General features: G+C 62.6%; 10 protein-coding genes. 8 read left to right on the top strand and 2 right to left on the bottom strand.

The genetic code is table 11. The features are described 5' to 3' along the window. Nucleotides 1-7 precede the first annotated feature (7 nt). Nucleotides 8-1,006: a metalloregulator ArsR/SmtB family transcription factor gene (locus AB688_RS25710; RefSeq protein ID WP_063546517.1), complete on the bottom strand. Its 999-nt coding sequence runs from the start codon at nt 1,004-1,006 to the stop codon at nt 8-10. Between the two features lie 279 nt (nt 1,007-1,285). Between AB688_RS25710 and tkt the strand changes: the two genes are divergently transcribed. From tkt to AB688_RS25670, 8 genes are all read left to right on the top strand, one after another. Then, nucleotides 1,286-3,283 carry a transketolase gene (tkt, locus tag AB688_RS25705; protein ID WP_063546515.1) on the top strand — a complete coding sequence of 666 codons (1,998 nt, stop codon included), beginning with the start codon at nt 1,286-1,288 and terminating at the stop codon, nt 3,281-3,283. Nucleotides 3,284-3,434: 151 nt separating this feature from the next. Next, nucleotides 3,435-4,496: an erythrose-4-phosphate dehydrogenase gene (gene epd / locus AB688_RS25700; protein WP_054895473.1), complete on the top strand. Its 1,062-nt coding sequence runs from the start codon at nt 3,435-3,437 to the stop codon at nt 4,494-4,496. A gap of 12 nt (nt 4,497-4,508) precedes the next feature. Beyond that, a complete protein-coding gene (locus AB688_RS25695) occupies nt 4,509-5,672 on the top strand; it encodes a phosphoglycerate kinase (protein WP_063546513.1) in 1,164 nt (387 codons plus the stop codon). Further along, complete coding sequence (locus AB688_RS25690) at nt 5,672-5,923, top strand: hypothetical protein (RefSeq protein ID WP_371105668.1); 252 nt, start codon at nt 5,672-5,674, stop codon at nt 5,921-5,923. The genes AB688_RS25695 and AB688_RS25690 overlap by 1 nt, the downstream gene beginning before the upstream one ends. A 106-nt stretch (nt 5,924-6,029) precedes the next feature. Beyond that, nucleotides 6,030-6,359 (top strand): MliC family protein, encoded by a 330-nt coding sequence (locus AB688_RS25685; protein ID WP_063546511.1) that lies wholly within the window; start codon nt 6,030-6,032, stop codon nt 6,357-6,359. 100 nt (nt 6,360-6,459) lie between these two features. Continuing rightward, the gene (fba, locus tag AB688_RS25680; RefSeq protein WP_009399343.1) at nt 6,460-7,524 is read left to right on the top strand and encodes a class II fructose-bisphosphate aldolase; all 1,065 of its coding nucleotides are present in this window, start codon (nt 6,460-6,462) and stop codon (nt 7,522-7,524) included. A gap of 216 nt (nt 7,525-7,740) precedes the next feature. Continuing rightward, nucleotides 7,741-9,882: a putative bifunctional diguanylate cyclase/phosphodiesterase gene (locus tag AB688_RS25675; protein ID WP_063546509.1), complete on the top strand. Its 2,142-nt coding sequence runs from the start codon at nt 7,741-7,743 to the stop codon at nt 9,880-9,882. 77 nt (nt 9,883-9,959) lie between these two features. Continuing rightward, the gene (locus AB688_RS25670; RefSeq protein WP_196759877.1) at nt 9,960-12,365 is read left to right on the top strand and encodes an RHS repeat protein; all 2,406 of its coding nucleotides are present in this window, start codon (nt 9,960-9,962) and stop codon (nt 12,363-12,365) included. 428 nt (nt 12,366-12,793) lie between these two features. Here the strand turns inward: AB688_RS25670 and AB688_RS25665 are convergent, their stop codons facing one another. Beyond that, on the bottom strand, nt 12,794-13,726 hold the full coding sequence (locus AB688_RS25665) for a carbohydrate kinase family protein (protein ID WP_063546505.1): 933 nt from the start codon (nt 13,724-13,726) through the stop codon (nt 12,794-12,796). Nucleotides 13,727-13,733: the final 7 nt, after the last annotated feature.

The raw sequence follows: 13,733 nt of genomic DNA, 5'->3' as shown, positions 1-13,733 counted from the left end.
GGGGTTCCTAAAATTTACCGATGTGTGTGTCGCCAGCGGCCCGCTGGAAATGGCGGACCTGAATCTGGAAACCGTTACGCAAGCCAACATAGAGGCTGTCCCCGGGGATCAGCCCCGCAGCATTGGCCCAACGGGCCAGGTCGTCCTGCTCGAAGCCAAGCCAGAGGTCGCCGCAGGCGTCCCGCGCCCACCCCTGGTCATGACTGCACAGCTCGGTGACCAGCAGGCTGCCGCCCGCCTTCACCCGTTTGGCCAGCAGGCGCAAGGCCAGGGCCGGGTCGCTGAAATGGTGCAGGACCATGTTCAGCACAACGCAGTCGGCTTCCACATCCGTTGCACCCAGTGCATCGGCCAACTGCAGGATTACATTATCCAGGCCTTCACGTTCGCAGACCTGGCGCGCCAGCTCGAGCATGGTCGGGCTGTTGTCCATCGCCGTGACCTGGGCGAAGCGCTGCGCCAGGTCGGGCAGGAAGCCGCCATCGCCGGGGCCAACCTCCAGCGCGCTGGCGTCGCTGCCAAAGCTCAGCTTGTCGAGCAGGGACAGCAGGCTTTCGCGGTATTGCGGCACGCCGGCGATCAGGTCCTGCTGGGCACGGAATTTTTCTTCGACGCGCTGGAAAAAGTCTTGGCTGGTGGCCGCGCGGCGCTGCTGCACCTGGGCAATACGCGCCTGCACATCGTCCGGCAGGGCCAGTTCGTCGACTTCTTCGAGCAGGGCCGCGTGCAGGCGTCCGCCCTGGCGCAGGCTGTCGGGCAGGGCGCGGCGATAGAAGATCGCATTGCCTTCGCGGCGCGTGGCCACCAGTTCGGCCTGGGCCAGCACCTTGAGGTGGTGGCTCATGCCGGACTGGCCGATGTCGAAGATTTGCGCCAGCTCCAGTACGCCGAACGAGTCGCTGGCCAGGGCGCGCAGGACATTCAGGCGCAGCGCATCGCCACTGGCCTTGCACAGGGCAGCCAGTGCGTCGCTTTGCTGGGGTATCGCTTGCGCACGCAGGTTCATGGGGCGGCAGTCTAGACAGGCATCGTTGCCCTGGCAAGGCAATATCAAAAAGTTTTGATATTGCCTGATGGGTGGCTGATGCCTGGCTCCGGGGGCTGTGTGGGCGGGTTCACTCGCGCAAAGCATGAGGCTGGTCCCACGTTTTTTACCCGAAGTGCCAGCCAATCACAGGAAAAATCCCCGACTGCGACCATCCGTCATTGCCCCCAAGGCCCCCAGTGGGCGAAAATGGCCGCCTTTTTTCGTTTCACCACTTATTCAAGCCTCAGGAGATAAGCGATGCCCAGCCGTCGTGATCGTGCCAACGCCATTCGTGCCCTCAGCATGGATGCCGTGCAAAAGGCCAACAGCGGCCATCCAGGTGCCCCCATGGGCATGGCGGATATCGCCGAAGTGCTTTGGCGCGACTACCTCAAGCACAACCCGAGCAACCCGAATTTCGCCGACCGTGACCGTTTCGTGCTGTCCAACGGCCATGGCTCGATGCTCATCTATTCGCTGCTGCACCTGACCGGCTACGACCTGTCCATCGATGACCTGAAGGCGTTCCGCCAACTGCACAGCCGTACCCCGGGCCACCCGGAATATGGCTACACCCCAGGCGTCGAGACCACCACTGGCCCGCTCGGCCAGGGCATCGCCAACGCGGTCGGTTTCGCCCTCGCCGAGAAAGTGCTGGCAGCGCAATTCAACCGTGAAGGCCACCAGATCGTCGACCACAACACCTACGTGTTCCTGGGCGATGGCTGCATGATGGAAGGTATTTCCCACGAAGTCGCCTCGCTGGCCGGCACCCTGGGCTTGAACAAGCTGGTCGCCTTCTACGACGACAACGGCATCTCCATCGACGGCGAAGTCCACGGCTGGTTCACCGACAACACTCCGGCGCGTTTCGAAGCCTACAACTGGCAGGTCATTCGCAACGTCAACGGCCACGACGCCGAAGAAATCAAGATGGCGATCGAGACCGCGCGCAAGAGCGACCGTCCGACCCTCATCTGCTGCAAGACCATCATCGGTTTCGGCTCGCCGAACAAGCAGGGCAAGGAAGACTGCCACGGCGCGCCGCTGGGCAACGACGAAATCGCCCTGGCCCGCAAGGAACTGAACTGGAACCACGGCCCGTTCGAAATCCCGGCCGACATCTACGCCGAGTGGGACGCCAAGGAAGCCGGTGCCAAGGCCGAAGCCGAGTGGAACCAGCGTTTCGACGCCTACGCCAAGGCTTTCCCTGAACTCGCCGCCGAGTTCAAGCGCCGCGCTGCTGGCGACCTGCCGGCCGACTTCGCCGAGAAGGCCCAGGCCTACATCAATGAAGTCGCCGCCAAGGGCGAGACCATCGCCAGCCGCAAGGCCAGCCAGAACACCCTCAACGCTTTCGGCCCGCTGCTGCCCGAGTTCCTCGGTGGTTCGGCGGACCTGGCCGGTTCCAACCTGACCCTGTGGAAAGGGTGCAAGGGCGTCGAGGCCAATGACGCCAGCGGCAACTACGTGTTCTACGGCGTGCGCGAGTTCGGCATGACCGCCATCATGAACGGCGTGGCGCTGCACGGCGGCCTGGTGCCTTATGGCGCCACCTTCCTGATGTTCATGGAATATGCCCGCAACGCGGTGCGCATGTCGGCCCTGATGAAGCAGCGCGTCATCCACGTCTACACCCACGACTCCATCGGTCTGGGCGAAGACGGCCCGACTCACCAGCCGATCGAGCAACTGACCAGCCTGCGCAGCACGCCGAACCTGGACACCTGGCGTCCGGGTGACGCGGTCGAGTCGGCCGTTTCCTGGAAAGCCGCCCTGGAGCGCAAGGACGGCCCTTCGGCGCTGATCTTCTCGCGTCAGAACCTGCAGCACCAGGAGCGCAGCGCCCAGCAGATCGCCGACATCGCCCGTGGCGGCTACGTGCTCAAGGACTGCGCCGGCGAGCCTGAGCTGATCCTGATTGCCACCGGTTCCGAAGTGGGCCTGGCGGTCCAGGCATTCGAAAAGCTCAGCGAGCAGGGCCGCAAGGTCCGCGTCGTGTCGATGCCAAGCACCAGCGTGTTCGACGCCCAGGACGCTGCCTACAAGCAGTCGGTACTGCCGTTGGAAGTGGGTGCGCGTATCGCCATCGAAGCTGCCCATGCCGACTTCTGGTACAAGTACGTCGGCCTCGAAGGCCGCGTCATCGGCATGACCACCTACGGCGAATCGGCCCCGGCCGCCGCGCTGTTCGAGGAGTTCGGCTTCACTCTGGAGAACATCCTGGGTACCGCCGAAGAGCTGCTGGAAGACTGATGTAACGATCTGCGGGCGGTGTCGCCCTTGTTCGCGGGCAAGCCCGCTCCCACAGAGGTTGCAATTGACCTTGTGGGAGCGGGCTTGCCCGCGAATGCCGCACCGCAAATCCTGCAGACTGACGACAATCGATCTGTTTCGTGAGCGCTGAATGTCCCACCCTCGTCCCTACAAAGTTGCACTCAACGGTTACGGCCGCATCGGCCGCTGTGTCCTGCGCGCACTGTTCGAGCGGGGGGCGAAGGCCGGGTTCGAGATCGTTGCGTTGAATGACCTGGCCGACCAGGCCAGCCTGGAGTACCTGACGCGCTTCGACTCCACCCACGGGCGGTTCCCCGGCGAGGTGAGCGTTGACGGCGACTGTCTGCATATCAATGGCGACTGCGTGAAAGTCATGCGCAGTGCCACCCCTGAAGGCATCGACTGGGCCGCGCTGGGCATCGACCTGGTGCTGGAATGCTCCGGTGCCTACAACACCCGCGCCGATGGCCAGCGTTTTCTCGACGCCGGTGCGCCGCGCGTGCTGTTCTCGCAGCCGATGGCCAGCGAGGCAGATATCGATGCGACGGTGGTCTACGGTATCAACCAGCATCGCCTGACCGGCGACGAACTGCTGGTCTCGAACGCCTCCTGCACCACCAACTGCGGTGTGCCGCTGCTGCGCGTGCTGGACCAGGCTTTCGGCATCGAGTACGTGCAGATCACCACCATCCACTCGGCGATGAACGACCAGCCGGTGATCGACGCCTACCACCACGAAGACCTGCGCCGTACCCGTTCGGCGTTCCAGTCGGTGATCCCGGTGTCCACTGGTCTGGCGCGCGGCATCGAGCGCCTGTTGCCGGAACTTGCCGGGCGAATCCAGGCCAAAGCGGTACGCGTGCCGACCGTCAACGTCTCGTGCCTGGACATCACCCTGCAGACTGCCCGTGACACTACGGCTGCCGAGGTCAACCGGGTGCTGCGCGAGGCGGCGCTGGACGGCCCGCTCAAAGGCCTGCTGGCCTACACCGAACTGCCCCATGCCAGCTGTGATTTCAACCATGACCCGCATTCGGCCATCGTCGATGCCAGCCAGACCCGCGTCTCAGGCCCCCGCCTGGTGAACCTGCTGGCCTGGTTCGACAACGAATGGGGGTTCGCCAACCGTATGCTCGACGTTGCCGAACATTATCTGCACGTCGTCCACCAAACCCGCAGCAAACAGCCCTGAAGGACTGCATTCATGACCGTGTTGAAGATGACCGACCTCGACTTGCAAGGTAAGCGCGTACTGATCCGCGAAGACCTCAACGTGCCTGTGAAGGACGGTGTGGTAACGAGCGATGCGCGTATCCTGGCTGCGCTGCCGACCATCAAGCTGGCCCTGGAAAAGGGTGCTGCGTTGATGGTCTGCTCGCACCTGGGCCGCCCGACCGAGGGCGAGTTCTCCCAGGAAAACAGCCTCAAGCCGGTCGCCGACTACCTGAGCAAGGCCCTGGGCCGTGCGGTGCCGTTGGTCGCCGACTATCTCGACGGCGTCGAGGTCAAGGCCGGTGAGGTGGTGCTGTTCGAAAACGTACGCTTCAACAAGGGCGAGAAGAAGAACGCCGACGAGCTGGCGCAGAAGTACGCCGCCCTGTGCGACGTTTTCGTCATGGACGCCTTCGGCACCGCCCACCGCGCCGAGGGTTCCACCCACGGTGTAGCCAAGTTCGCCAAGGTCGCCGCTGCTGGCCCGCTGCTGGCGGCCGAGCTGGACGCCCTGGGCAAGGCCCTGAAGGCGCCGGCCAAACCCATGGCGGCCATTGTTGCCGGTTCCAAGGTCTCGACCAAGCTCGACGTGCTCAACAGCCTGTCGACCGTCTGCGACCAGCTGATCGTCGGCGGCGGCATCGCCAATACCTTCCTCGCCGCGGCCGGTCACCCGGTCGGCAAGTCGCTGTACGAGCCTGACCTGGTCGAGACCGCCAAGGCCATCGCCGCCAAGGTCAGCGTACCGCTGCCGGTCGATGTGGTCGTTGCCAAGGAGTTCGCCGAGAGCGCCGAAGCCACCGTCAAGGCTATTGCTGACGTGGCCGCCGACGACATGATCCTGGATATCGGCCCGCAGACCGCCGCCAACTTCGCCGAGCTGCTGAAGTCGTCGAAGACCATCCTGTGGAACGGTCCGGTCGGTGTATTCGAGTTCGACCAGTTCGGCAACGGCACTAAAGTGCTGGCCAAGGCCATCGCCGAAAGCGCCGCGTTCTCCATCGCGGGTGGTGGCGACACCCTGGCGGCCATCGACAAGTATGGCGTCGGGGCTGATATCTCCTACATTTCTACCGGTGGCGGTGCGTTCCTCGAATTCGTCGAGGGCAAGGTCCTGCCTGCCGTGGCAATCCTGGAAGAACGGGCCAAGGCCTGATAGTGACGGCGCCTGGCAAAGGGAGCGACCTGATGGTCAAGCAATTGCCTGTGATGATCGTGGCCTTGTTGCTGGGTGCCTGCTCCAGTGGCGGCGCCCCGCAAAGCGAGCCCGCCGGCGAGCCAAAGGGCGGCTGTTACCAGTCGCAGTGGCAGGCGGAGACGGTGCCGGTGATCAACAAGCGCCTGGGGCCGGACGGGCTTGAGAAGTACGACGAAGAACACCAGCGCAAGGCGCCCGGCTGCCCTTGATCGGACAGCGGGCAACCGATGGGCTGTTTTGTGGTCTTGAACAGAGGAGCGGTGGTGCGGCCTTCGCGGGCAAGCCGCACCACCGACTTCGAAGCGAGGATACTCAATGAAAGCGCTGCTGGCCGTACTGGCCCTGGCGACCCTGGCAGGCTGCTCCCTGCTGCAACCGTCGCAACCTGCCGCGACGGACAACTGGACCCGCTGGGTCTGCGACAGCCAGGCCGAAGTGCTGTGGCGCTTCGCCGATGCCGCGCAGCAGTCGGTCGATGTCCGCCTCGGCGGCGCTGACCAGCTCTACCGGCTCAAGGCTGAGCCCGGCGCCTCGGGCGCGCTGTACAGCGATGGCGTGCTTGCCTTCCACACCAAGGGTAATGAAGGCCTGGTGTACTGGGAAGCGACCAACGATCTGATTGGGCGGGGCTGCAAGGCACCGTGATTGGCCGGACCGCGACGGTGGTCCACAACTACTTGAACAGCAACCGCCCCTGCGGCAGGCTTGCACGAAACAACGACGCTTGTCGGGAGAGAGATACACAATGGCACTCATTAGCATGCGCCAGATGCTGGACCACGCCGCCGAGTTCGGCTACGGCGTTCCAGCTTTCAACGTCAACAACCTCGAGCAGATGCGCGCCATCATGGAAGCCGCCGACAAGACCGACTCTCCGGTCATCGTCCAGGCCTCCGCCGGTGCTCGCAAGTACGCCGGTGCTCCCTTCCTGCGTCACCTGATCCTGGCGGCGATCGAAGAATTCCCGCACATCCCGGTGTGCATGCACCAGGACCACGGCACCAGCCCTGACGTGTGCCAACGTTCGATCCAGCTGGGCTTCAGCTCGGTAATGATGGACGGCTCGCTGCGTGAGGACGGCAAGACCCCGTCCGACTACGAATACAACGTGCGCGTCACCCAGCAGACCGTGGCATTCGCCCACGCCTGCGGTGTATCGGTGGAAGGCGAGCTGGGCTGCCTGGGCAGCCTGGAAACCGGCCAGGCCGGTGAAGAAGACGGCGTCGGCGCCGAAGGCATCCTGGACCACAGCCAGATGCTGACCGATCCGGAAGAGGCTGCCGACTTCGTCAAGAAGACCCAGGTCGATGCCCTGGCCATCGCCATCGGCACCAGCCACGGCGCCTACAAGTTCACCAAGCCGCCTACCGGCGACATCCTGGCGATCGACCGCATCAAGGCGATCCACCAGCGTATCCCCAACACTCACCTCGTGATGCACGGTTCCTCGTCGGTTCCGCAGGACTGGCTGGCGATCATCAACGAGTTCGGCGGCGACATCAAAGAGACCTACGGCGTGCCGGTCGAAGAGATCGTCGAAGGCATCAAGCACGGCGTGCGCAAGGTCAACATCGACACCGACCTGCGTCTGGCGTCCACGGGCGCGATTCGTCGCTTCCTGGAGCAGAACAAGTCCGAGTTCGACCCGCGCAAGTACTTCGCCAAGACCGTCGAAGCCATGCGTGACATCTGCATCGCGCGTTACGAAGCCTTCGGTACCGCTGGCAACGCGTCGAAGATCAAGCCGGTTTCGCTGGATGAGATGTACCTGCGTTACGCCAAGGGCGAGCTGGCCGCAAAGGTCAACTGATCCGCTGATTGCCTGGCAGAAACCCGCAGAAATGCGGGTTTTTTTATGGCCGGACGGTGGGACATATGCAAAAGCCAAGGCGCGCTGACCATTAGTCGGCTATTTTCACTTTATCCATTGATAGCGAACTGATTGCATTGCGTCCTGCAAAGTCGCGTCTAGAGTAGAGAATCGGATCCAATTACAAGACGAAGTCGGTCGGACAAGAGAAGCGGCATGGATGGAGCTCAACCCGCGGCACCGGAAGGCAGCTCAGTACTGCTGGTGGTCGATGACTACCCGGAAAACCTGATCAGCATGCGGGCTTTGCTAGCCCGGCAGGATTGGCAAGTACTCACCGCAAGCTCAGGAATGGAAGCCCTGAGCACGTTGCTGGAACACGAAGTGGACCTGGTCCTGCTCGATGTACAGATGCCCGAGATGGATGGCTTCGAGGTCGCCCGCCTGATGCGTGGCAGCCAACGCACGCGCCTGACCCCGATCATCTTCCTTACCGCCAATGAACAGTCCGAAGCTGCCGTGCTCAAGGGCTATGCCAGTGGTGCAGTGGACTACCTGTTCAAGCCCTTCGATCCGCAGATCCTCAAGCCCAAGGTGCAGGCCCTGCTCGAACAGCAGCGCAACCGCCGCATGCTGCAGCGACTGAGCCGTGAACTGGAGTCGGCCCGGGCATTCAATGCCTCGATTCTGGAGAACGCCGCCGAGGGTATCCTGGTGGTTGACGAGGCGGGCGATATCAGCTTTGCCAACCCCGCCATCTCGCGTCTGCTGCAGGTGCCGGTGGACAAACTGCAGGGCGCCCATCTCCTGGACCTGATCCAACTGCCCAGCGCCGCGTTGTGGCGCGACTCGGACTTCTACCAGGCTTACCTGGGGCGGCAGATCTTCCGCGTGCACGATGCCCAGTTGCGTCCGCCCGAGGGGCCGCTGGTTCCGGTGGCGCTGTCGTGCGCGCCATTGCCCGCTGAACAGAAGGCCATGGTGGTGACCGTACTGGACATGTCGGTGGTGCGCAGCCTGCACCAGCAACTGGAACACCAGGCGGTGACCGACCCGCTGACCGGCCTGCTCAACCGCCGCGGTTTCTACCAGACGGCAGAAGGTGCATTGCTGCGCAACGAACGATCCGGCAAGGTCCAGGCCTTGATGTACATGGATCTGGATGGTTTCAAGCGCATCAACGATTCGCTGGGCCACGAGGCGGGCGACCGGGTCTTGCGCTGGGTCGCCGAACAACTCAAGGAGTGCCTGGGCAGCCAGGCGCTGCTCGGGCGCATGGGCGGCGATGAGTTCACGGCGTTGTTCGATGGCTTGCCCTATGCGGAGCACGCAGGCCGGTACGCCGAGACCCTGATCGAGCGCATGTCCAGCTGTCCGCAGGTGGACGGCCAGGATGTCATTCTTGGTGTCAGTATCGGCATCGCCACCTATCCCGATTGCGGCGCCACCGTCGAAGGCCTGCTGCGCGCTGGCGATGCGGCGATGTATGCCGCCAAGCGCGCCGGGCGCCAGCAGTATCGCTTCTATGATCAGGAGCTCAACGGCCGCGCGCGTTCGCGGCTGATGCTCGAGGATAGTGTGCGCACCGCCATCGAGCACAAGGACTTCACCTTGGTCTACCAGCCACAGGTGGGGTTCGCCGACGGACGCCTGCGTGGCTTCGAGGCGCTGCTGCGCTGGCAGCACCCCAGTGTCGGCGATGTACCGCCGGGGCTGTTCATTCCGTTGCTGGAGGAGGCGCGTCTTATCCATCGGCTGGCGAGCTGGATCTACAGCAAGGGCGCGGCCCAGCGTCACGAGTGGCGTCAGGTGTTCGCCGACGATGTAGTGCTGGGTATCAGCCTGAGCCGCGCGCAGTTCACCCAGCCGAACCTGGTCGATGAATTGCGGCGGGCGATCCAGGAGCATGGCCTGGAGCCTGCGCAACTGGAAGTGGAGGTGGCGGAAACCTCGTTGATGTACGACATCGACGCGGCGGCCAAGCAGGTGACGCGTTTGCGCGAGCTGGGCGTGCGCGTGGCGCTGGATGACTTCGGCGCAGGGGATTGCTCGCTGCGCATGCTGCGCGACCTGCCGATCGACACCCTGAAACTCGACCGTAACCTGGTCGCCCGCCTGCCCGATTCGAAGGTCGATACGGCGCTGGTGCGCAGTGTCATCGCGCTGTGCGCCGACTACGGCATCACGGTGATCGCCGAGGGCGTGGAAACAGACGCCCAGGCGCAGTGGCTGCGCGACAGCGGCTGCGCCTACGTGCAGGGCTTCCTGGTTGCGCGGCCAATGACGGCAGGGGATGCGCGTGGTTTTCCGGCGGTGTATCCGTGGGCGCAGGCTGGATCGCCTGCCTCCCTGACCTGATAAATCTGCCAGTTGTCTGTTCCCGTCGTTGTGGGCGACTGTTGCCTCTCCAGCCATGAATGGCAGGTAAAAAGGTGGTGAGCAGCGCACTGTTCCAGCAGACCCCCTCGATCAAGGTACTCGACAATCGGCGCCAAGCGGTGCGTGAGGTCGAGTATCACCGTGCGTCGCCATTGGACGCCGATACGCGTATCACGCGACAGGTTTTCAGTCCGGCAGGGCGATTGGCACAGATCACTGATCCACGGTTGCATGACGCAGGTGTTGCCAACTTCGTCCATGGGCACGACCTGACAGGCCAGGTCATACGCACGCAAAGCGTCGATGCGGGGGTGAGCCTCGATTTGAAAGACGCGGCCAGGCGCGACTTGTTCTCGGTGAGCCGTATTGGCAGGACGTTGGATGGCCAGGACAGTTTCGCCGAAGCCGTGACCCGCACCCTGCGCTACGAACCGGTCAATATGCCCGGGCGTCTGCTGGCAGTGGGCGAGCAGGTTGCTGGCGATATCCCTCATACCAGTGAGCGTGTGTTGTACGGCGGCAATGAGGCGCAAGAGAAAGCCCGCAACCTGGCAGGTACCCAGATCGCCCACTACGATCCAGCCGGGCGCGTTTCTATCCTCGCCAACGCTCTCGGCAGCGCAGCCCTCTGTGTGCAGCGCAAACTGTTGAAGGGTGGTGACGACGATACTCTGTGCGTTGACTGGCAAGGTGAGGCCACTGAGGCCTGGGACGCACTGCTGGAGGATCAACGCTACACGACTCGTACTCAGGTAGACGCCACAGGCAAGGGCCTCACCACGCTGGACTGCGCAGGCCATCAACAGCGCAGCGCCTACGATGTGGCAGGCGCCCTGGCGGCCAACTGGCTGATGCTCAAAGGCGCGCCAGAGCGTGAGATCGTCAGGTCGGTGAGTTATTTGGCGGGTGGACGCAAGCAGCATGAGGTGCATGGCAACGGCATCGTCACTGTGTACACCTACGAACCGACGACCCTGCGCCTGGCGACCGTGCGGACTACTCGCCAGACCAGCGAAGGCCAGCGATTGCAGGACCTGCACTATCGCTATGACCCTGTCGGCAACGTCGTCGGGCTGGCCAACGACGCCGAGCCGACGCGCTTCTGGCGCAACCAGAAGATCAGCGCGCAAAGCGAGTACCGCTACGACAGCCTGTATCAACTGGTCTTCGCCAGCGGTCGTGAGATGGCCAATGCCGGGCAGCAGGGCAATCATCTGCCAGGCGTGCTGGTGCCGCTGCCGGTGGATGATTCGGCCTATACCCTCTACACCCGGACTTATACCTACGACAGCGCGGGCAATCTCACGCATGTCCGTCATAGTGCGCCGGCCACGAACAACAACTACGTCACTGCAATCACCGTCAGCCAGTGCAGTAATCGCGGCGTGTCGAGTACGTTGGCCAGCGACCCGAGCAAGGTCGAGGCGCTGTTCACCGCAGGGGGCGAGCAGCGTGTGCTGCTGCCGGGACAGCCGCTTGAGTGGACGGCACGCGGTGAGTTGCGCAGGGTTGCAGGCGGTACTCAGGAAAGCTATCGCTACGACGCTGGCAGGCAGCGTGTGCTCAAGGTGAGTCATCAGCAGCAAGGTGGATCACTGAAGGTGCAGCGCACGCTGTATCTGCAGGGGCTTGAGTTGCGTATCACCATGGTCGACGGCGTCGTGCAGGAGAGTCTGCACACCGTGGTGCTGGGCGAAGCAGGAGGCGCCCAGGTGCGGGCGTTGCGTTGGGAGTCGGGCAAACCGGAGGGGGTCGATAACGACCAGGTACGGTTTGGCTATGACAACCTGATCGGCAGTGTAGGGCTGGAGCTCGATGGCGAGGGCAGTGTCATCAGCTTCGAGGAGTACTACCCCTTTGGCGGGACAGCGATTCTGGCGGGGCGTCATCGTATCGACGTGGAGTACAAGACGGTTCGCTATTCGGGGCGGGAGCGTGATGCGACAGGGCTTTATTATTATGGGTATCGCTATTACCAGGCGTGGGTGGGGCGGTGGTTAACCTCCGATCCTGCAGGGGACATTGATGGTCCTAATCTATATCGAATGTTGAATAACAATCCCGTAGGAAATTTCGACGACTCAGGTCTGAGGATCATGAGCTTTAATCTCGACGAGAGCCGAGGAGATCTCATCTATGGCCTGAGCGACCCGCGTCACAATTATCTAAGGGTTGTTGTCGATGGTTACAAGGGTTTCGATGACACATCCGCTTTGACGATCGATCACTATAATCTAGCGATCGCGAAAGCCATCCGATTGAAAGCGCTGGCGGACTTTGAACTGCCGGATAATGCTTCTCCAAGACAGGTTTTAAACGCTGTTCGTACGGATGCTAGGCTTATAGATGTGATTAAATTGGCCTTTGGCAGTTATGTGCTCTGGGATAGCTATTTCTCAGCAGGCCGGGAAAATGAAAAATTTAACATTTCTGCTATTTATGGCGACGTTTCACGGCAGTAGGGAAAGAGTTCCTTTCATGATTGGTGGGAGGGGGACACCGGGCCACAGTTACTATGGAAGCGAGGATCGAAACTGGGTTTATATATGGCAGCCCACGACGCTGGACAAAAAAATCACTTTGTCCTGGATGACTTGAAAACGTCGACGGTTGTCACGAAAAAGGGTGAGTTTGGAAGTTCTATTAGTGCGAGCGAGTTACGTTATGCCTTTCGAAACAGGCATGCGTTGCGTGGAAAAATTCACTTTTACAAAGGCGGATGGGAAGTCTCGGCACCTTGGCAGACATCACCGTGGAAGTGGAGCGCATACAAATCTAAATCTGAGCATCGCGACCGTTTTTCGCGATGGCAGGCGCTGCGACGAGAGTCGCGTCGACTGCGCAACGCATAGTTCCGGTTAAGACGATGCTCGGATGATGTGCGGCTTGGCTACAACTCATCCGCAAACGGCAAATCCGGTCCAACTCGTGAGCAGGTGATCGCCGCCGCACGAATGGCAAAGCCCAGCATGCCATCGATCGTTTCCCGCTCCAGCGCCGCCAGCCCTGCGGGGCTGTCTGCACCCAGGCGGGCGAGGTAGCTCAGCACTGCCGCCTGGAAGGTATCGCCAGCGCCTACCGTGTCTTTCACTGCCAGCGAGGCATCCGCAGGTTGTGTCCATGAGCCGTGCGCGCAATGTACGCTGGCGCCGTCTGCACCGTGGGTGACGAACACCAGTCGGCAGCGGTCGTTCAGCCAGCCACGGGCCACCTCGGACGGCGTGCGATCCGGATAGAGCAGCGCGAGGTCTTCCTCGCTGGCCTTGATCAGGTGGGCGTGGGCCGCGAAGGCTTGCACCTGGCGTCGCCACAACGCCACGTCGGGCTGCGGGTTGAGGCGGACGTTGGGGTCGAGGCTGATCAGCCGGTGTGCGCTTTGGCGCTGCACCAGCGCCAGTAGTGTATCCGCCACTGGCGTGATCACCAGGGTGTAGGAGCCCACGTGCAGGCCGCGCACCTGGTCATCGAGCGCCGGTAGGTGTTCGAGGCGCACCTGCCGGTCGGCGCAGCCTTCGCCGCGGAACTGGTACTGCGCCGAGCCGTTGGTATCCAGCCCGACCATGGCCAGGGTGGTCGGTGCATCGCTGGTCACCAGGTAACTGCAATCGACCTTTTCCTCTTCCAGCACCCGACGCAGGCGTGTGCCCAGGTAGTCGCTGGACAGCCCGCCGAACAACGCCGAATCCACGCCCAGCCGGCGCAGGCCGACCGCGACGTTGAACGGCGAACCGCCGGCTATCGCCTTGAAGCCCAGCTCGCTGCTGCGCGGGCTGTCATCCAGGCTGAACACATCGAACAGGGCTTCGCCACAGACCAGGTACATGAAATTC

Origin of the sequence: Pseudomonas putida (genome assembly GCF_001636055.1) — a bacterium.
In the GTDB taxonomy this organism is placed as follows: Bacteria; Pseudomonadota; Gammaproteobacteria; order Pseudomonadales; family Pseudomonadaceae; genus Aquipseudomonas; species Aquipseudomonas machongensis.
This window is presented reverse-complemented; position numbering and strand designations above follow the sequence as displayed.

Bases quoted from the DNA above. Each gene is read 5' to 3' on its own strand.
- AB688_RS25710 (WP_063546517.1), bottom strand. From the start codon at position 1,006: ATGAACCTGCGTGCGCAAGCGATACCCCAGCAAAGCGACGCACTGGCT.
- tkt (WP_063546515.1), top strand. From the start codon at position 1,286: ATGCCCAGCCGTCGTGATCGTGCCAACGCCATTCGTGCCCTCAGCATG.
- epd (WP_054895473.1), top strand. From the start codon at position 3,435: ATGTCCCACCCTCGTCCCTACAAAGTTGCACTCAACGGTTACGGCCGC.
- AB688_RS25695 (WP_063546513.1), top strand. From the start codon at position 4,509: ATGACCGTGTTGAAGATGACCGACCTCGACTTGCAAGGTAAGCGCGTA.
- AB688_RS25685 (WP_063546511.1), top strand. From the start codon at position 6,030: ATGAAAGCGCTGCTGGCCGTACTGGCCCTGGCGACCCTGGCAGGCTGC.
- fba (WP_009399343.1), top strand. From the start codon at position 6,460: ATGGCACTCATTAGCATGCGCCAGATGCTGGACCACGCCGCCGAGTTC.
- AB688_RS25675 (WP_063546509.1), top strand. From the start codon at position 7,741: ATGGATGGAGCTCAACCCGCGGCACCGGAAGGCAGCTCAGTACTGCTG.
- AB688_RS25665 (WP_063546505.1), bottom strand. From the start codon at position 13,726: ATGTACCTGGTCTGTGGCGAAGCCCTGTTCGATGTGTTCAGCCTGGAT.